General features: G+C 39.7%; 21 protein-coding genes. 17 read left to right on the forward strand and 4 right to left on the reverse strand.

Features of this window, described 5'->3' with window-relative positions; genetic code table 11:
• The first annotated feature begins 95 nt into the window (after positions 1 to 95).
• The 10 genes from J2X77_RS07410 (at position 96) to J2X77_RS07455 (ending at position 10,233) form a co-directional block, all read left to right on the forward strand.
• Positions 96 to 755 carry a DUF6266 family protein gene (locus J2X77_RS07410; protein WP_209580930.1) on the forward strand — a complete coding sequence of 220 codons (660 nt, stop codon included), beginning with the start codon at positions 96 to 98 and terminating at the stop codon, positions 753 to 755.
• Between the two features lie 139 nt (positions 756 to 894).
• Positions 895 to 1,761: a hypothetical protein gene (locus J2X77_RS07415; RefSeq protein WP_209580933.1), complete on the forward strand. Its 867-nt coding sequence runs from the start codon at positions 895 to 897 to the stop codon at positions 1,759 to 1,761.
• Between the two features lie 52 nt (positions 1,762 to 1,813).
• On the forward strand, positions 1,814 to 4,150 hold the full coding sequence (locus J2X77_RS07420; RefSeq protein WP_209580936.1) for a hypothetical protein: 2,337 nt from the start codon (positions 1,814 to 1,816) through the stop codon (positions 4,148 to 4,150).
• A 215-nt stretch (positions 4,151 to 4,365) separates the two neighbouring features.
• Positions 4,366 to 5,202, forward strand: coding sequence for a DUF3347 domain-containing protein (locus J2X77_RS07425; RefSeq protein ID WP_209580938.1), 837 nt, complete (start codon positions 4,366 to 4,368; stop codon positions 5,200 to 5,202).
• A gap of 186 nt (positions 5,203 to 5,388) precedes the next feature.
• Positions 5,389 to 6,321, forward strand: coding sequence for a TIGR01777 family oxidoreductase (locus J2X77_RS07430; protein WP_209580941.1), 933 nt, complete (start codon positions 5,389 to 5,391; stop codon positions 6,319 to 6,321).
• A gap of 58 nt (positions 6,322 to 6,379) precedes the next feature.
• A complete protein-coding gene (locus tag J2X77_RS07435; RefSeq protein WP_209580944.1) occupies positions 6,380 to 7,240 on the forward strand; it encodes a fumarylacetoacetate hydrolase family protein in 861 nt (286 codons plus the stop codon).
• 101 nt (positions 7,241 to 7,341) lie between these two features.
• Positions 7,342 to 8,361 carry a methionine ABC transporter ATP-binding protein gene (locus tag J2X77_RS07440; protein ID WP_209580947.1) on the forward strand — a complete coding sequence of 340 codons (1,020 nt, stop codon included), beginning with the start codon at positions 7,342 to 7,344 and terminating at the stop codon, positions 8,359 to 8,361.
• Entirely contained in the window at positions 8,354 to 9,007 is a 654-nt protein-coding gene (gene metI / locus J2X77_RS07445) for a methionine ABC transporter permease MetI (RefSeq protein ID WP_209580951.1), read from the forward strand. The genes J2X77_RS07440 and metI overlap by 8 nt, the downstream gene beginning before the upstream one ends.
• A gap of 15 nt (positions 9,008 to 9,022) precedes the next feature.
• Entirely contained in the window at positions 9,023 to 9,835 is an 813-nt protein-coding gene (metQ, locus tag J2X77_RS07450; protein ID WP_209580954.1) for a methionine ABC transporter substrate-binding lipoprotein MetQ, read from the forward strand.
• A gap of 11 nt (positions 9,836 to 9,846) precedes the next feature.
• The gene (locus tag J2X77_RS07455) at positions 9,847 to 10,233 is read left to right on the forward strand and encodes a YchJ family metal-binding protein (RefSeq protein ID WP_310079920.1); all 387 of its coding nucleotides are present in this window, start codon (positions 9,847 to 9,849) and stop codon (positions 10,231 to 10,233) included.
• A 78-nt stretch (positions 10,234 to 10,311) separates the two neighbouring features.
• On the opposite strand, the gene J2X77_RS07460 is transcribed toward J2X77_RS07455, so the two are convergent.
• Positions 10,312 to 11,748 (reverse strand): dicarboxylate/amino acid:cation symporter, encoded by a 1,437-nt coding sequence (locus J2X77_RS07460; RefSeq protein ID WP_209580958.1) that lies wholly within the window; start codon positions 11,746 to 11,748, stop codon positions 10,312 to 10,314.
• Positions 11,749 to 11,924: 176 nt separating this feature from the next.
• Positions 11,925 to 12,275: a 4Fe-4S dicluster domain-containing protein gene (locus J2X77_RS07465; RefSeq protein ID WP_209580961.1), complete on the reverse strand. Its 351-nt coding sequence runs from the start codon at positions 12,273 to 12,275 to the stop codon at positions 11,925 to 11,927.
• Positions 12,276 to 12,431: 156 nt separating this feature from the next.
• Here J2X77_RS07465 and J2X77_RS07470 point away from each other — a divergent pair, with 156 nt between their 5' ends.
• The 6 genes from J2X77_RS07470 (at position 12,432) to J2X77_RS07495 (ending at position 17,208) form a co-directional block, all read left to right on the forward strand.
• Positions 12,432 to 13,445, forward strand: a complete 1,014-nt coding sequence (locus J2X77_RS07470) for an acyl-CoA reductase (protein WP_209580964.1) — start codon at positions 12,432 to 12,434, stop codon at positions 13,443 to 13,445.
• A gap of 55 nt (positions 13,446 to 13,500) precedes the next feature.
• The gene (locus J2X77_RS07475) at positions 13,501 to 13,704 is read left to right on the forward strand and encodes a fructose-6-phosphate aldolase (RefSeq protein WP_209580968.1); all 204 of its coding nucleotides are present in this window, start codon (positions 13,501 to 13,503) and stop codon (positions 13,702 to 13,704) included.
• A 5-nt stretch (positions 13,705 to 13,709) separates the two neighbouring features.
• Positions 13,710 to 14,390, forward strand: coding sequence for a cell division ATP-binding protein FtsE (locus J2X77_RS07480; protein ID WP_209580971.1), 681 nt, complete (start codon positions 13,710 to 13,712; stop codon positions 14,388 to 14,390).
• Positions 14,391 to 14,542: 152 nt separating this feature from the next.
• On the forward strand, positions 14,543 to 15,094 hold the full coding sequence (locus tag J2X77_RS07485) for a nucleotide exchange factor GrpE (protein ID WP_209580974.1): 552 nt from the start codon (positions 14,543 to 14,545) through the stop codon (positions 15,092 to 15,094).
• Between the two features lie 10 nt (positions 15,095 to 15,104).
• Positions 15,105 to 16,259: a molecular chaperone DnaJ gene (gene dnaJ, locus J2X77_RS07490; RefSeq protein WP_209580978.1), complete on the forward strand. Its 1,155-nt coding sequence runs from the start codon at positions 15,105 to 15,107 to the stop codon at positions 16,257 to 16,259.
• 310 nt (positions 16,260 to 16,569) lie between these two features.
• Positions 16,570 to 17,208, forward strand: coding sequence for an outer membrane beta-barrel protein (locus tag J2X77_RS07495; protein ID WP_209580981.1), 639 nt, complete (start codon positions 16,570 to 16,572; stop codon positions 17,206 to 17,208).
• A gap of 60 nt (positions 17,209 to 17,268) precedes the next feature.
• Here the strand turns inward: J2X77_RS07495 and J2X77_RS07500 are convergent, their stop codons facing one another.
• Positions 17,269 to 18,042: a C40 family peptidase gene (locus J2X77_RS07500; RefSeq protein WP_209580984.1), complete on the reverse strand. Its 774-nt coding sequence runs from the start codon at positions 18,040 to 18,042 to the stop codon at positions 17,269 to 17,271.
• A 72-nt stretch (positions 18,043 to 18,114) separates the two neighbouring features.
• On the opposite strand from J2X77_RS07500, the gene J2X77_RS07505 reads away from it, so the two are divergent.
• A complete protein-coding gene (locus tag J2X77_RS07505) occupies positions 18,115 to 18,588 on the forward strand; it encodes a universal stress protein (protein ID WP_209580986.1) in 474 nt (157 codons plus the stop codon).
• An 87-nt stretch (positions 18,589 to 18,675) separates the two neighbouring features.
• On the opposite strand, the gene J2X77_RS07510 is transcribed toward J2X77_RS07505, so the two are convergent.
• Positions 18,676 to 19,851, reverse strand: a complete 1,176-nt coding sequence (locus J2X77_RS07510) for an RsmB/NOP family class I SAM-dependent RNA methyltransferase (protein ID WP_209580988.1) — start codon at positions 19,849 to 19,851, stop codon at positions 18,676 to 18,678.
• Positions 19,852 to 19,853: the final 2 nt, after the last annotated feature.

The following is a 19,853-nucleotide window of genomic DNA, read 5'->3' on the forward strand; positions in this document are numbered from 1 at the left end:
AAATAATAAATTAAAATTGTCTATTGGGATAAATTGGGATTAGGTTATTCCAGCTTTATTGTTTATCTTAAATGTTTATAACCTTATAAGCAATTATGGCAATCATTAAAAATGGCGTTAATGGAACGGTCTCCGGAAAGGCAGGTTCTGTTGTATTTGTTTTGACTAAAACAGGAAATTATGTACGCTCTCTTCCTCGCGTAAAAAAGCGAAAGCCCAGTGCTGGTCAGTTGCTCTTTAGAACACGTTTCAAAATGGTGAGATCGCACATCATTATGCTAAATCCGATCATAAAATTGGGGTATAAGACATACAGCGCTCCTAAAAGGCCATACGACGCCGCGATGTCGTATAATTTGAAAGAAGCCCTTATTCGCCAAGATGATGGCTTTGCGATTGACTGGCAAAAGTTTATGATCGCGAAAGGAAGTCCAAATCCCATCAATTCCTACAGCATGGATTTTGATCAGGAAAGTCAGGTGCTTGAAGTTACTTGGGAATATGATACCTATTTGGAGAATAAAAATAAAATCCAGAACTACAATTCCTTCTTAGTTTTATATAGTGCAACAGATGACAGAGTTGAATATCCAATTTTGACCAATGACTCAAAAAGCAAGTTATCATCTGGAAAACAGAACATTAAGATCCGAGAACATAAAAAGGAAGTTACCTACGAAGTGTTTATCTTTTTTGTAGAAAGCTATGGTGAAGGTAATACAGATAGCCTGCACTTGGGTAGCATAAAAGTTTGAGAGGAGTTAATTGAACTATAGTCTAGTTGAAGTTGGTGAATAGATGAAAATTGGCCCTACGACTGATAAAAAATACCTGAAACCAGTGATCATGTTTATAGACCAATTGGTCTATTTTTGCAACAAAGAACGGTGAATAATGAGAAAATTAATTGGGTATTGTTTAGTTACCTTAGGAGTAGGGCCACTATACACAAAAGCGCAGGAAAATTTAAAATTCGATGATAGCTTCAACTTATGGAATGTTCGGTGCGGTCAGCAGGCCACCGTCTTTGCGGCAAAAGCTTACGTGCGCGAGCAGCCTAATCTTAAGGCTGCCATCGTCGATTCCCTATCGATAGGAAATATTGTTACAATCACTAGCCCACCATTTAAAGGAAATACCATAAAAAATTTTTATGCCCCTTGGCATGAAATAACCTATGCTGAAAACGGCATCAAAAAAATCGGCTTTATTTGGCTGGGGCTCTTAGCGCTAGGAAAACTAAGTGCTTCAGATGGCTCGCAATACATATACGGTTTTGAGCGTTTGACTGAAAATAGCGACGGACAGAATCTCTTCTCAACAGGTGTCAAAATTCTCGATGCAAAAGGAGGTTTTCTAGCTGAACATACCTATCCTTTCACCTATTCTGGACAAACCTTCGCGCAAAGTAAATTGCTTCCAGCAATGGGTCTGCAAAACGTCAAGCAGATTTTGCGTATGGAATTTTTGGGTGAAGCCTGTGGCATACCATCGGAATATTACTATATGGCCTGGACAGGAAAGCAGCTTATCGATCTGCCAAGTCGGTATTCGGTCGCTGATGCGGGTATTTATTATTACGATGAAAAGATGCTATTTCCTTCCGAACATGGCAAAAACAATCAGATTATTTATAAATACATCGAAGAAGGGGAAGCTTTGGACGATCATGCAGAAAATGCAAATTTTAAAATCACAAAAAAGCAGGAAGAGTTCCAATGGAGTGGTACAAGTTTTCAAAAGCTTTCGACATCCAAATAGTATTTTAAACCGTTTTTAACGCAATAGATTCATCAAAGACACGAATTTACAAATGGAAGAAAAATATATTTATGACTTATTCTACAGCGGACAACTAGATCTATTTATTATTGAAGGGGAAAACCAACTGCGGCTAAGCGATCAAGATGTAATGCTTTGGACATACCTCGCTATCGCCTATCATGATCAGGTCTATTACGAGGGGCAAGATGCTGTTTTCGATATTATTCAGGAAAAAATGATCCCCTATTTTCAAAAAGCGCTGACCATCGACCCAGAAAATGAAACAAGCTTATATCACATGCTGAATTATGTTTTGGACAATCAAGCAACATTAGCCCAAATGGGTCGTCCAAATCTACATGTTACCGAAGCCAATAAGGATACCTTTGTAGCATACGCGAAAAAGCTAATCGCTTCACGCAACAGTTCGATATACGGTTATAACTTTTTAGTCAATATCTACGAAGGACTCCAAGATGATACAGCGATGCTGCCAGTTTTAGAAGCCGGTATCCATTACATCAGAGATACATTCCTACATGAGCGGGAAGCCATGGATCACAATTTCTCCATCTTTTGGATGAAAAAAATTTATCTGTTGGACCGCAATAAACAGATCAATCCATCCAATATTTGGGATTTGATTGCATCCGACTTTAAACATTTCATTAGCAGCAATGAAATGGACTATGTGAATCTTGCGGAAATCGCTTATGAGAATCAAGCAATTGATCTTTCCTTAAACATTTTATTAAAGCTTATAAAAGGCGAAAACTCAGCGCTACATATTCATCAAGAATTGGTGAAATGGCATAATCGCTTTGAGGAGCTAATTGCCGAGGGTTATGAAAACCCTAATGTGTACTACTATCAGCTTATTATTGAGCGTAATTATTCGGAAGAAATCGGAATTCCGCTCGACTATTATTATCTCCATGCGCTCAAATTGATCGATGCTTATCCCCACTCTTTTGTCGGTTACCACTTTGCGGCAGCCTATCGCTATGATGAAGAGCGTTATGCTGAAGCGATTCCATATTTAGAGCTGGTAGGAGAACGAAAATGGAATGCAACATCATGGCGGCGTTTGGTCGAATGCACATTTAGGACTCATGGGGAGGTCTATAATCAAGTCCCCTTGTTCGATGACCTTCCCCGTGAATGTTACAACGAAGCAGTCGTTCTCTCCGATTTTGTCTCTTCATTGGAGAATTTAAGCCAAGCTGATCGATCGGCATTCCAATACCTTATCCTCGAACTCTACCTTCAGGCTTACGATGCTTTCAAAGACTATTTTGAAGCATACAAATACGAAAGCGACTATTTCGGAGGAAAACACAATCAGGCGATGAATTGCAATAATCTGGCGTTGGCTTACAAAGAGGTGGGTGAACTGGAAACGTGCTACGCTATTGCTTCCGAGGGGTTGCAGTATGCAGATTTTGAAGAACTTCATTATACCCGGGCGGATGCGTTGTCAACTTTAGAAGATTATTTCCGGCTGGAAGAGGTGCTGCAACAGTACTTTGACACCTATCCGATTTCTTTGGAAGCTACCCTTGAAAACGAGGGTACTACCTTTCCACCTTGTTACCGCATGCTGGTACACCAACTCCATGTCGAATATCAGCTTGGGCGTTCAGCGGATATGGAATCCAGAGCCCAGCAGTTTTTGGAATTCAGCTATAATTTTCACCTAAATAATCCCAATCTGAATGAGTATCACTATCGCGACTTTGAAGCGTCGAAAAACGGCGTGGAGAATGTAATTTATCGGATTCGGGAAGCAGACAATTTGGCGAAGCGCATCTCTTACTACCAGGATATGGCACAAAAATATCCTCATGAAGCACAACCGCAATATGTACTGATGCAACTCTACAACGAAAAGAGCGACTATAAGGCAATGAACGCCGCTGCGCAACAATATCTCAAAAATAAACCAGCATTTATCATTAATAGTTTTGATCGAGCGAAGACCTTGTATCTAATCCTCAAAAGTCATTACTATATGAAAGATTATCGCGATGGGTTACACCTGTTCCAAACCAATGACAAATGGGTACACTCCGTCATGGATCCTGATGATTATGTGCTTTGGTTAAAATTTGGTATTCAACTTTTTACCGAAAGCAATGACATCAATGCTGTAACACAATACATTGATCTATTTCATCGTATATATACACAATGCGGTTGGACCTATGACGACGACGTTGAATCAGTTAAGTTAGCAGAAGCACGTGTAAACTATAAATCAGGGAATCTTAAAAAAGCCCACCGTCTGCTTGATGAAATCCTGGTCTATTCTGATCACGATCCTTTAGCTGATGTATATAAGCAGACATGGAAAAAGCCAGGTTTTTTCTCTGGTTTTAAATTTTAAATGGTTCAAAATTTTCCACATAGCTTTCCCTCTCTCACTCCAAGCTCTCTGATTTCTCCTGCGCTAGAGAACTTGGAGTGAACACTTCTGATACAAATCTATCCTGTCAAAAAACGTTAAAATAATAGGTAGGTTGTGCCCAAAAAACTATCTTTGAATTGATGCGGCTATTAAACGCCTATCCTACTATTTTATTAATTCTTTCATTTCATGCTATGAAAATACAACACTATATCGCAACAGGGGTGTTCATGCTATCCGCTTTGACAAACTATGCACAAGACAACAGTTCAATAGCTAGCAACGTCAAAATCGCTGGAAATTGTGCCATGTGCAAAAAAACAATAGAAAATGCCGGCGCTTCAGCTCATGCTAAAGTAGACTGGGACGAAGACGAGCAAACAGCAACAATCGCTTATAATGCTGAAAAAACGTCATTAGATGCTGTACTAAAGCATATTGCGGGAGCAGGTTATGACAATGAAAAATACCTGGCTGCTGAGGACACTTACACTAAACTACATAGTTGTTGCCAGTATGAAAGAAATTTGGTTCCGACAGCATCAGCTAGTCCACCAGGCACAACAACTGAACCAACGGCATCAGCAGATAACATCGACAATGGAAGTGCTTTTCAAGCGATCTACAATCAATATTTTCTACTCAAAGATGCACTCGTCGCAGCAAATAGTAAAAGTGCCGCATCCTTAGCAAATGATCTTTCCAATATCGTTGCTGAAGTAAAAATTGCCGATCTTTCGAAGACGGAACAGGAAGTCTGGAAAGCAAAAATGACTGCACTCAAAGCTACTGTAAAGCGTCAGCAACAGGCAAAAGATATAACCACACAACGGGAAGCATTTGTTACACTTTCTGAGGAAATTTATGCTTTGTCCAAAAGCTCAAAACCTGCGCATCCTACTTATTACCAAAAATGCCCCATGTTTAACAAAGGCAAAGGCGCGACTTGGTTGAGCCGTCAAAAAGAGATCAAAAATCCTTACTATGGCGCTCAGATGCTAACATGCGGTAGTACGATTCAGACGCTTTAGCATATAGCATCGTTTAAATAAAACTTATCACTGTTTATAAAGGTTTATCTCGTAAAGAAATAAACCTTTTTTTTGTGATTACACGTCAATTAATGATTTTTATAAACCAAAACAGTATATTTAGTATCAGTAGTAAAGGGAGGAGTGAAATGTTCAAACTAATTTATTAAAATCAACGTTCGATTCATGGAGAAAGTGGTTATTACGGGTGGTACTGGAGCAATTGGTCTCCATTTGACAAAGCTATTGGTTGCCAATCACTATGATGTGATTATTTTTACCAGAAATCCCAAGTCGTATCCTGCGCAGGCCAACGTTAAGTATTTACATTGGGATCCCAAAAAACAGGAGGTAGATGTCAAATCGATTCAAGAAGCTGACTATATCATCAATCTGGCAGGTGCAAATCTTAACGCCAAGCGCTGGACAAAAGCGTATCAGCAAGAAATTATTGCCAGCCGAGTAGAAAGTGGGCAGTTGCTTTACCAAAGTTTAAAAAAGCTACCAAATCGTGTTAAAGCTGTCCTATCAGCTTCCGCTATTGGTTGGTATGGAGCGGACGACCCTTACCAGAAAAGGCCTTTTATAGAAGGAGACCCACAAGGCGGCAATTTTCTATCCTGGGTTTGCAACCTTTGGGAAGGCAGTGTTAAGCCTATTGAAACGTTGGGAAAAAGACTTGTTGTATTCCGCTTTGGAGTTGTGATTAGCAAGGACCAGGGATTGTTAAAGGAGATCGGCCGCTTCCTACCCTTTCGTTCAATTCCAATATTGGGTTCGGGCAAGCAGATGCTCAGTTGGATCCATATGGATGATCTCTGTCGTATGTTGTTATTTGGCATACAAAATAATAACCTCGCAGGCATTTACAATGCCTGCTCATCTGAACCGCTTCCCCTTGGTGAATTTATTAAAAGAATCGCCCGGCGTACTTATGGCCCTTTGTACCTAAAGCTTCCTACACCGTCATTTTTGATCAGGTGGATGCTGGGAAAAAAAGGACAGGAAATGGTAATCGATGGCACATGGGTAAGTAACAAAAAAATTGTTCAGGAGAAATTTCCGTTTAAATATCCGCTTTTGGATAATAATTGTATAGACAATTTACATATCGATTAATGGTTAATTGCTGTTACTTTCCGCCCTTTTTGGGACAAAATCCGTATATTTGCGGCTTATGAAGATTTTTAGATATGGCGCAAAGGGCTCCGAAAAGGCGGGAGTCATTTTAAACGAAAAGAGATATGATGTTTCAGTAGGAAATTTCCAATATAACCGCGATTTCTTTGCGGATGTCTCGAATTTGGAAAGACTACAAACCTATGTCATTGAGAATAATGACAAGCTTAAGGAGATAGCTGATGACGAGCGTATCGGAGCACCATTAGAAGCCCCTTCCAAAATTCTGTGCGTGGGACTTAATTTTGATGATCACGTGAAAGAAACGAAATTGGAGCAAGCTTCAGAACCTATTGTCTTTATGAAATCCGTATCTGCTTTCAACGGACCTTTTGATGGAATTACCCTTCCGAAGTCCTCTGTGAAATCAGATTGGGAAACTGAACTTGCCATTGTTATAGGAAAAAAGGCTTCCTATGTGACGGAAGAAGAGGCACTGAATCATGTATTTGGCTACGTGCTGCACAACGATGTTACGGAGCGTGAGTTTCAAATCGAACGCGGCGGAACCTGGGATAAAGGTAAAGGATGTGACACGTTCGCACCTATTGGTCCGTTTATAGCGACCAAAGACGAAATAAAAGATGTTGATCATTTAAGAATATGGCTAAAGCTCAATGGTGAGCTTATGCAAGATGGCAATACAAGCGATTTTATCTATCGCATTCCCAAGTTGATTTCCTATTTAAGTCAATTTATGAGCTTACTTCCAGGTGATATTATTTCTACGGGATCGCCTGCAGGATCTGGAATGGGAAAATCGCCGCAAAGATTCCTTCAAGATGGTGATATTATCGAATACGGGATTGATGGACTCGGGTCGGCAAAGCAAGTAATTTCGGCCTACAAAACGATATAAAAAAGGGTGTAATGGGTTCTTTTTTATCCGTGGCATTTGTGTACATTTATGGCATGATCATACATTTGTCCAAATAAAACATTTAACTCCTGACAGAGTCAATGATTCAACTAAACAACATATCCAAATCGTTTGAAGTAAAAGCCGCACGTATTGATGCCTTAAAAGATGTCTCCCTGTCTATTGGCAAAGGGGAAATTTTCGGCGTTATAGGTGCCTCTGGGGCTGGAAAAAGTACATTAATCCGCTGTGTCAACCTGCTGGAAAGACCAGATTGTGGTCAAGTAATGATAGAAAACGAAGACTTGATGTCGCTGTCGGCCAGTAGTCTTATGCTGAAAAGGAGAAAAATTGGAATGATTTTTCAGCATTTCAATCTCTTATCCTCAAGAACGGTATACGAAAACATATCTTTTCCACTTGAACTGGAGGGAAAATCAAAAGAATTTATCCGTCAAAAAGTGCTTGAACTATTGCGCTTGGTAGGATTGGAAGACAAGGCCGAAGGCTATCCTGCAAATCTTTCAGGCGGTCAAAAGCAGCGCGTTGCCATTGCAAGAGCCTTAGCCAACGACCCTTATATCCTTCTTTGCGACGAGGCCACAAGCGCGCTAGATCCAGCGACAACAAAATCCATCCTCAAGCTGCTAAAAAAAATAAATAAGCAACTTGACCTCACAATATTGCTGATCACACACGAAATGGATGTTATAAAAAGTGTCTGTGATCAGGTTGCAGTATTAGACCAGGGAAGACTGATCGAAACGGGCCCGGTAGAGGCAGTATTTGCCAATCCAAAAGAAATAACCACCAAGAATTTTATTCAATCTTCACTTGAAGTTGAAATTCCGCTGAGTTTACAGGAACGATTGAAAACTACGGGGAATCCACTGGTAGAAATCTACCTCACTTCAAATGAAGAGTCCATCTCTTTTATAGCATACTTGGAACAAAAATTTGACGTCAAAACAAATATTATTTCGGCACAAATCGACTATATTGGTGAACTGAAATTCGGGGTTATATTGGCTGAACTATCCGGAGAACAAGAAAATATAACAAACAGTATATCTTTCTTAAAAGAAAAACATGCACAAACAAAAATCTTAGGCTATGTCTGATCAGGTATTTACACTGCTGTTATCAGGTACTTTAGAGACCTTAGCCATGACTTTTCTGTCGGGCTTCTTTGGTTTTTTGCTAGGGCTACCCCTTGGAATATATCTTTTCTTAACCCGAAAACATCAGTTGCTCGAAAACAAAGGTATGCACCAGCTTGTATCCTTGTTCGTGAATATTTTTAGGTCTATCCCATTTATCATACTCATTGTATGGATGATTCCGTTTACACGTCATATCGTAGGAACATCAATCGGGATGTCCGCAGCATTGGTTCCATTGAGTATAGGCGCAGCGCCTTTTATTGCACGACTTGTGGAAAATAGCCTACTTGAAATTCCCAACGGCCTGATTGAGGCCGCAAGAGCAATGGGCGCAAACGCAAAACAGGTAATTTTTAAAGTTTTGCTTCCTGAGGCTCTCCCCTCGCTGGTAAACAATGCAACAATAACGCTAATCACACTTGTTGGCTACTCCGCAATGGGTGGCGCCGTGGGTGCTGGTGGACTGGGACAGATTGGTTATCAGTATGGTTATGTCGGATACGATACTTTTATCATGAATTCTGTTTTAATTTTATTAATTTTAATCGTATTCCTGTTGCAATACACAGGAGATTACATCTCAAAAAAAGTAAACCATCGATAACATAAATTGGATGATATGAAAAAATTGAACTATGCATTTGTAATCTTAGCCCTCAGTCTCCTAACGGTTGTGGCATGCAATAACAAAGAAAAGAAAGAGAATATCCTTAAAGTAGGTGTAGTTTCAGGACCAGAAAAGGAGCTTGCAGAAACGGCTAAGAAAGTTGCGAAAGAAAAGTTCAATCTGGATGTTGAGTTGGTGGCCTTCAATGACTATGTGGTACCGAATGAGGCATTAAATCAGGGCGATATCGATGTGAACGTATTCCAGCATCAGCCCTACTTACAGGAGCAATCGAAACAACGTGGTTTCACTAAATTAACCATCGTTGGAAACACCTTTGTATTTCCTATTGTTGCCTATTCAAACAAAATAAAAACGATCACTGCTTTACAGCCTGGTGCCGTTATAGCTATCCCTAATGATCCCACCAATGGCGGACGCTCACTGTTGCTTCTCCAACGAGAAGGCATTATCGGTCTAAAAGAAAATGTAGGTATACAGCCTAAAGTAACCGATATCGTGAGCAACCCCAAACAGATTAAAATCATCGAAATGGAAGCTCCACAGCTGCCTCGCGTTCTTGATGATCCGCAAGTGACCATTGCCATCATCAACAATAGTTTTGCCGCTCAAGCTGGACTGGATCCAGAAAAACAAGGTTTGTTTACAGAAGACAAAGAATCTCCTTATGTGAATCTGATTGTTGCCCGCGCAGACAATAAAAACGATGAGAAGGTGCAACAGTTTATTCAGGCGTATCAGTCGCCGGAAGTAGAAGCAACTGCTAAAAAAGTCTTCAAAAATGGTGCGATTAAAGGCTGGTAAAATTTAGAAAAGTGATAGAATCAGCCGATTTATGCCCCTGTGGCACGGGCATTACCTATGGTGAATGCTGCCGACAAATACATCGTTTCCATGCCAAAGCCAATACAGCAGAGGCGTTAATGCGCGCGCGTTATAGTGCCTTTGTAAAAAAGGAAATCGATTTTTTATACCATACATTTCATCCCTCGACAAGGAGGTTTCAAAATAAACAGGCCATCGGACAATGGGCAATGGAGAACAAATGGATGCAGCTTAATATTCTTAAATCTACGCTCCATACCGTCGAGTTCGAAGCACATTATCTGGATGCACAGATGCACGTGCAGGTTCACCATGAAAAGTCTACCTTCAAAAAACAAGGTGACCTCTGGTACTATGTAGAGGGCACAGTAAAATAATAAAAAAGGCAGTCTTAACCTCGGTTAAAACTGCCTTTTTAGTGGTAGACTAATTATTTTACCAGTCCCTATACTTTTCTAGACCAGTTCTTCTGTATCTTCACGATAAGGAGCTTCTTCATCAAACTCTCCTTCCCATTTAGCGACAACAACCGTTGCAAGACAGTTTCCCACAACATTTACCGATGTGCGGGCCATGTCCATCAATTCATCAATACCCAAAATTGCAGCTATAACAAATGTAGGCAATCCAAACTGATCAGCTGTAGCAATCAAAATAATTAATGAAGCTCTTGGAACAGCGGCAACGCCTTTTGATGTGATCATCAATGTAAAGGCAATCATCAGCTGATGGCCAAATGACAAATGTATACCTGCAGCCTGGGCCACAAAAATTGCTGCTAATGAGAGGTAAAGGGATGTACCATCCAGATTAAAGCTATATCCAGTAGGAATGACAAATGACACAATTTTACGTGGGACACCAAATTTTTCCATCGCACTCATTGCTTTCGGTAACGCTGCATCTGAACTCGTTGTCGCAAATGCAATCGAAACAGGTTCCTTAATTGCATTGATAAACCGTTTGACAGGGATTTTCAGGTAAAGTGCGACAGGGAGAAGTACCAGACATAAAAAGCAGAGCAAAGCGAAATACAGCGTAGCCAATAACATGAAGAGATTCTTTAAGATGTCGACACCAAGATGCCCTACGGTATAAGCCATAGCTGCACCAACCCCTATTGGGGCAAAATACATAATGATGTTTGTAAATTTAAACATCGCTTCAGACATGCTCTCGGTAAAATCTACCAAAGGTTTACGCTTCTTTTCATCCACCATCGCCAATCCGATACCGAATAAAACCGAAAAGACTACAATCTGCAAAACCTGATTATCAGCAACAGATTTTACAATGTTTTCTGGAAACAGGTCACGTATAAAAGAAGTAAATTTATAAACGGGATGCACATGGTCAGGAAGTGTTTTAAGGATATGCTCATCCATGCTTTCTTTGGGAGCAGGAAGTTCTTCATGCGGCATATGGGCAACATCAACCCCCACGCCTGCCCGAGTCAGATTAATAGCGCCTAAACCGATAAAAATAGCGCATGTTGTAGCACAGAAGAAATACAACATAGATTTCCATGCCATACGTCCCACTTGCTTTAAATCGGAATGTCCTGCAATTCCATAAACAAGGGTAGCAAAGAGAATCGGTCCAACAATTGTCTTGACCAATTTGATAAATCCTTTACTTAAAGGTTGCAAGGAAATTGCCAGATTTGGAAAATCCAACCCAACGAAGATCCCGATAATCATACAGGTCAAAATCCAGGTGGTCAAATTTTTCTTAAAAAGCGCATTGACAACCAGAACGGTAGCAACTATCCAACGGACAGCCATTAGAAATTCATGCGAAAAGCCTACAACATCAAATTCGTATAATACAGCAATGATACAAGCTAATGTAACTGTGATTAGGGTCATCAACCCTATTTTGGTTTTTAACATTTAAAAGATTTTAATGGTCAAAAGAACAAAAATAAAAAAATACTATGCTTTTGCAAATATTATTATTCCAAATAGCCATGTTTCGCAACAAAATATCGATTTCTCTAAATTCGAGGCCACAAAAAAAGGCAGGAAAATTTCTTCTCCTGCCCAATATTTTTTACGGAGCAATAAACTTATTCCGCGTGTAACCAAGATTTTTTTGCTAAAAGCTCGTCGTTAGACTCACGCACATCTTCGTCATCCACACAACAATCTACAGGGCAAACCGCTGCACATTGAGGCTCATCATGGAAACCTACACATTCTGTACATTTATCCGAAACAATATAATAGACTTCATTTGAGATTGCTTCCTGAGACTCATTGGCATCGAGTGTAACGCCGTCGCCAAAATCAATAATCCCGTCCAAAGCCGTCCCATCTGAGAATTTCCAAGTTACACCAGCATCGTATATTGCATTATTTGGGCATTCCGGTTCGCAAGCACCACAGTTAATGCATTCGTCTGTAATTTTAATCGCCATTTATAACCTCACAATTATGATAAATAAACTATTTTTGCATTATCAATATGAAACAAAGTCGAATTGTACAATAAGGCTAGTTGATTCACGTTGATTAATGTTAACAGCACAAATATAACACAAATTTGTGTATTCATCTTTTAAAATTTTAATATTTTGACAAAGGAACAACGAATAAATGCATTTGTAAAATTAGGCGAGCAGCTTCAACTGCCATCTGAAGAATCCAGTCAGATCATCCAATCTGCCCAACATAAAAACCCCTGGTATACCCCACAAAATGTTGAACGCGCGCTACAGGCAATTGCAGAAAATCTTACCATAGAGAAACTTACGCATTGGTTGACGCCATACCCAGATACGCATTCGACAAAAACTGTAGGATTAATTCTTGCTGGCAATATACCTTTAGTTGGATTCCATGATATCCTCTCTGTTCTGATCAGTGGCTTTAAAGCCAAGATAAAATTATCATCTGACGACGCGGGACTGACGGCCTATGTACTGGGTCTGCTGGATAAAATTGACCCGTATTTTGGCGATGCTTTTGAAATTGTTGACCGATTAAAAGATTTCGACCTGGTCATCGCAACGGGATCTAACAATAGCGCCCGCTATTTCGATTACTACTTTGGTACCAAGCCGCATATCATCCGCCGCAATCGAAATAGCGTTGCTGTACTGGGGGGCGCGGAATCTCCTAGCCAGCTGGAAGCTCTTGGGCATGATATTTTCGATTACTTTGGACTGGGTTGCCGCTCTATATCCAAAATATTTATACCAAAAAATTATCCAATAGCGCAGTTTTTTGAGGGTATAGCGATATTCAACAATGTGACAGCGCATTTTAAATATACCAACAATTACGACTATAACAAATCCATCTATCTAATCAATGGCGATAAGCATTTTGATAACGGATTTTTATTGCTCAAAGAAGACGAAAAAACAGCTTCTCCCCTTGCTGTGGTTTATTATGAAACTTACGAAACAGTTGCTGAAGTCGAAAATAAACTGACATTGGCGCAAGAAAACATCCAGTGTATTGTATCCGAACTGCCATTAGAAGTACCGTCTCCCGTTTTTCATTTTGGCGAAAGCCAAAGTCCATCGCTGGATGATTACGCTGACGGCGTGAATACGCTTGATTTTCTATTTGCCAACCGTTAAGCTTCCTTAAAATTCGTAGTAAAGAAATTGCATTAAAAATACTAACTTTGAATCTATGTATATCATTAAAGTAAAAGGTGTCGCCAAAATCCCTGATTATGTACAACTAAGAGATGATGCCTTCACCTTGCTTGCATATTTTAGAGTCGACCGCCCGGACAAATCACTTGATAAGATCGGATTAGGAGAAAAGGCAGCGTATATCATGCAACTGGTTAGAGAAATGCCTTTTGGACAAATTAAAAAATTAGAATTTTAGCTTCCATGATTGAAAATAAAGTTATTACATTAAAAAACGTTGACATCTTCCAACAGAAACATTTGGTATTGTCCAATGTAAATTTAAATATCGGCAAAGGCGAGTTTATCTACCTTATCGGTCAGTCCGGCAGTGGAAAGAGTAGTTTGTTAAAGATAATTTACGGCGACTTATACATTGGTAATGGAGAGGGCATGATCGCTGGTTTTGATTTAAAAAAACTGCATGAAAATGATGTTCCTTACCTGCGTAGAAAACTGGGAATCGTTTTTCAGGACTTCCACCTTTTATCGGATAGAAGTATCGAGAAAAACCTCGAATTTGCCCTTAAAGCAACAGGTTGGAAGGACAAGAAAATGATTGATAGCCGTATATTGGACGTATTGGAAAAAGTTGGACTTCGCTCCAAATTGAAGAAAATGCCACATGAACTTTCCGGCGGTGAACAGCAACGTATTGTGATTGCCCGTGCATTGTTAAATAATCCAGAAATTATTTTGGCAGATGAGCCTACAGGTAACCTGGACCCTGCTACATCAGAGGAAATTGTCTTGTTGCTAAGAGACATTGCCAGCTCAGGAACAGCCATATTGATGGCCACACACGATTATACCATTATCCGCAATATGCCTTCCCGTATTATCAAAACCGGCGATGGCATATTACAGGACAATGTCAGTATCTAGACGGAAAACTGACATATAAAAATATTGATTCCGACAAATTGTTAGGCTTTTTTAATAAAATCTGACAAGCTGTCGGAATTTTATTGTTTGGCAAAAACTTTGACAAATGAAGCATAGAGTAAATTTTTGAATCTAATTTTAGCATTGAAGATATGAATGAGCAAGATAATTATTACGATGAAAGCCAAGATCCAGTAGAAACAAATTCTTCTGAACAACAAGAACTACCTGCTGATAATCTAGCAGAAGAACTGTCTACTGAAGATAAACTGGCTGCAGAATTGGCAGAGGCAAAGGATAAGTACATTCGTCTATCTGCCGAATTTGACAATTATAGAAAACGTACAAGTAAAGAACGTGTTGAATTGATTCAATCAGCTGGAAAAGATGTCATCAGCAAGTTGTTGCCTACATTGGATGATTTTGACAGAGCATTAACAGCCATGGAAACTGCAACTGATGTTGAATCGGTAAAAACAGGAATGGATATTGTTAACAATAAATTCAGACAAACATTATCGCAATTAGGATTAAAGGAAATGGACGTTAAAAACCAAGATTTCGATCCTGAATTACAAGAAGCTATCACAGCAATACCTGCCGCTACAGAAGAATTAAAAAATAAAGTGGTGGACGTGATCGAAAAAGGTTACTACTTAGGTGACAAAGTTATCCGTCACGCAAAAGTAGTTATAGGTCAATAATATTAAGACGATGTCAAAAAGAGATTATTACGATATACTTGGTGTCTCGCGATCAGCGGACGAGAAGGAGATTAAATCAGCGTATCGCAAACTAGCGATAAAGTACCATCCGGACAAAAATCCTGGTGACCATGAGGCTGAGGAAAAGTTTAAGGAAGCTGCTGAGGCATACGATATCTTGAGCAATCCACAGAAACGTCAACGTTATGACCAATTTGGACATGCTGGTAATTCTGCCAGCGGTGGTTTCGGCGGTGGCGGCGGCATGAATATGGAAGACATATTCAGTCAATTTGGTGATATCTTTGGTGGAGGACATCCCTTTGAAAGTTTCTTTGGCGGTGGCGGTGGCCAGCGTGGCGGACGCCGCGTAGCAAGAGGAAGCAACTTACGCATAAAAGTTAAGTTAACGCTTGAAGAAATTGCCAAAGGCGTTGAGAAAAAGGTAAAAGTCAACAAGCAAGTCGTCTGTCATACCTGTGACGGATCGGGTGCTAAAGATAAATCTTCTTTCCATACCTGTAAAACCTGTGGTGGATCGGGCTCAGTCAGAAGAGTTACCAATACGATCTTAGGACAAATGCAAACAACAAGCACTTGCCCTACGTGTAATGGTGAAGGCGTAGAAATCACAGCAAAATGTACAACGTGTAGAGGTGAAGGACTTGAACGTGGCGAGGAGACAATCTCCATCAATATTCCGGCAGGAGTAAGTGAAGGCATGCAACTATCCATGAGCGGAAAGGGAAATGCGGCTCCGCGTGGTGGTGTACCAGGAGATTTAATTATATTGATCGAAGAAGTTGCGCACGAAAGTTTAAAACGCGACGGACTAAATGTCATCTATGATCTTTATATTAATTTTGTAGATGCTACATTAGGTACCAGCGTAGAAGTTCCGACAATAGACGGAAAAGCGAAAATCAAAATTGAACCCGGCACACAAGGCGGCAAAATTTTACGGTTAAAAGGAAAAGGTATTCCTGAGGTTAATTCTTACCACAAGGGAGACCAGCTTGTATATGTTAATATATGGACACCAAAAGCTGTATCTATCGAAGAAAAAGAACTGTTGAATAAATTGAAAGAATCACCGAACTTTAAGCCTCAACCTGGCAAAAGTGAAAAGTCATTCTTCGAGCGAATCAAAGAATATTTCGAGTAACATCCCGTTACATAATCATAAAAAAGCCATTTGTCAAATATTGACAAATGGCTTTTTTATTCTATTCTTACTTAAAATTGACATTAAAGAACAAAAAGTCAGCCCAATATCATTATCGTTAAATAGAATCTGTAAAAATAAAATTATATTAAATTTTAAGGCGTTGATCCACTATAATTTACGATTATATCAAACATCTAGACAATCCAATGACAAAAAAATAAAATATGATTTCGATATTTGACTAACAAATTTAAAAAGTCAGGAAGTAATTGCTGACACATTTAAACAACTTTTAAATAAAAAAGACATGAAAAAAATTTTACTTACATTAGCAGTTGTAGCTGGTTTGACATTGGCTTCACAAGCACAAGAATTCGGTTTCAAAAAGAGCGATGTTATTGTTGAAGGTAACTTATCCGCTAATACTTCAAACGACAAAACTAATCAAACAAAAACAAATTCATTTAACTTCAACCCTTCTGTTGGTTACTTTGTTTCTGACAAGATTGCTGTTGGTTTAGATGTAAACGTTGGCAATGAAAAAGCTACAAAAAACGTAGATCAGTCGAATGAATCCTATGTAAAAAACAACCAATTCGGTATAGGTGCATTTGGACGTTACTACTTCCTTGAGTTAGGTTCACGATTCAAAACGTATGCACAACTTGGTGCTGGTTATGCGCAAGAAGATGGAAAAATCAATAATGGAACTACCACAAGTGATATCGCTAAAACAAAAGGTTTCGGTGCGAACGCTGGTTTGGGTATCAACTACTTTGTAACGCCTAAAATTGCAATCAATTTTGGTTTAACTGACTTATTGTCATTCAGAACATCGAAAGTTGATGTTGATGGTGCTAAATCATCTAATGAATTTAATGCAAACATCAATAGCTTTAACAACTTCTTTGATACTGCTAAATTTGGTTTGACATTCAAATTCTAGTCTCAACGAAAAAAAAAGAAAAAAGAAGGGCGATAAAATATTTTATCGCCCTTTGCTATGTTAGTTATACCGTTTAACAATTCGGAGTTTGTGTGTATAGCGATTCAGTTCCGCATTAAAAATACCCTCTGAATCCATGCGGTCCACACGGACTTTTGCAGAAGCATGGATAATGGTATCGCGATCAAGCATAATACCAACGTGAGTAATCCGGCCTTGCGCATTGTCAAAAAACGCCAAATCACCTACCTTTATTTCTGAAATAAAGTCGACGGTCTCCCCTTTTTCCGCTTGCTGATAAGCATCGCGGGGCAAATAAAGTCCAAAGCAGCTGTAAATCAATTGCGAGAAACCCGAACAGTCAATTCCCCACTCCGAACGCCCGCCCCACAAATACGGTACATCTTTGTAACTCAAAGCGAGTTGCTGGAGCTCACTTTCGACTAATTCCTTCGAAAATAAATTTATGCTCCCCTGATAAGTCAAGTCCAATAGTGGCAGATTAATCCGGTTCTCTTCATTTAGATACAGCGTGGTCCCATGACAGAGCTGCAGTTGGGTTGTCTCGTCCAAAAGTACCCCTCCCTCTCTTCCAACCACAGTTCGCCTTCCTAAAAAATATTGCTCCTTATCTGAGCCCTCTAATTTTTGAAACTGTCCATTTTGGATCCAGCCCAAATAATCCGTTTCCAATAAACGTATGGATGTCCAATCCGGCTGTTCATCCAGGATCTCAAAAAGCTCTCCAAACAAAACCTGAGAAACCATCTCGCTACGATGTGCCTGTTCTAGACGTAACGGTACGAGAGCAAGTGTACAAATACCATATTTCATATGCTAATAAAACAAAATCGTCCAATCTATGATTATATATTATATGACGAAGATAAATTAATAATAGTAGATATGGAGAATACAAATTCAAAATTCAAAAGGATACTAGTCGCTGTCGACGACGAACCATGCACTGAAAAGGCAATACATTATGCAAAAGAAATGGCTCAAGTATTCGGAGCCGCCGTAGCACTTGTCACCGTTATTCCCCCTACTTCTCCTGCCAATTTTGGCGCCGACCCGTTATTGGGGCAGCAGCCTATCATCGTTCCGGAGGTTTCGGAAATGGAGCAGGACAATGCGCAAAAATATCTTGAGAAAATAAGCCGCGAATTTACTGGTGCCGGCGAAGTCTATTTATTTAATCGAATAGGATCCATTAAAGAAGAAATTCTGGCTGCATCGCACGAATGGTCAGCGGACCTGATTATCATGGGTTCTAATGGGCGGACTGGTTTTGATCATTTCATCTCAGGGTCGGTTTCTGAATCAGTCATTCGCAAATCTACCTGCCCAGTGCTGGTCATTCCCAGTAAATGTGACTGACGAATGCAACTAAAACAACCATAGTCATGAAAAAGGCTATTTTTTCCGTTTGGAAAAAATAGCCTTCACACGTTCTACTATAAGATATTACTTTTTTATCAAACGCGCCACAAACATGCTATCTGCCTTTTCGGTATACCCTTCCAGATAATCCATACGCGCTATTTCAAAACCAAAATGATCAGCAATATAGCTGACAACATCTTCATTTTCTGCTCTAAAAATGGAGCAAGTGATATAAATTAGTGGCTTACCAACTTTTACATGCCCCACCACATTACTTGCAATATTCTTTTGAAGTGCATTAAATTCAGCGATTTTATCGGCCCTAAATTGCCGAATCATTTCGGGCGTACGCCCCCATGTTCCTGATCCTGTACACGGCGCATCCAATAATACTCCGTCAAATTTTTCGCTCCCAAGGAGCTGAAATGTATCTTTGGTAAGATCAATTATTTTCTTGCGATAATGCTTTATTCCGGCACGATCAAAACGCTCATCGAGATTCCGAAGAATGCTCATACGAATATCCGACACCAACAAATTTACGGTGGGACAAGCATCCATCAATAACAGGGATTTGCCACCCGAAGCTGCACATGTATCCCACCAAGATTCATTTTCCCCTGGCTCCATATACGCTAACGTACGTTGCGAAGAAAGATCCTGTACTTCAATAATTCCATCTAAGGCATCAAATCGCTGTAAGGATGTACCATTATTTAATGCAATGGTCTGCTCGCCAATAGTGATATAGGGAATCTGACTACCGTCTAAAATGGCGCGCACGAAATTTGTCTTCCCTCGTTTTACCCGAATATATAAATAGGGCTGAATGAACTGACTTTCCAAAAAGGCAGTCAAATCCACTTTTCTGGAGATATGCTCCGTAAAGGGAAATAGGGTTTCCAATTTAAAAAGGCCTTCGGACTCCAAAAATGTAATCTTGTCACGGATTGAAAGCTGAAGTTTATCGGCGTAGGAAGGTTCTAGAACCACCACTAAGGGGCTTTCCTGTTCGCATAGAAATTCGGCGAGTACCAACCTACGTTGTTGTGATAACTGCGGAGCTGCCGTCCCTAAACGGAAATAATTATAACACAAACGGGAGACGGCCTTTCGGTCTGAAGATCCCATTTGCTTATTCAGCTTAAAAAAAGTTGTTAAATAACGTGAAAATGGTTGATCAGCTTCAAAACCATCCATTGCTCGCTCAAAATTACGTATTTGCTGATGAACACGTTTTTCACTGAATTCAGCCATTC

This window comes from Sphingobacterium sp. 2149 (assembly GCF_031455655.1).
Lineage (GTDB): Bacteria > Bacteroidota > Bacteroidia > Sphingobacteriales > Sphingobacteriaceae > Sphingobacterium.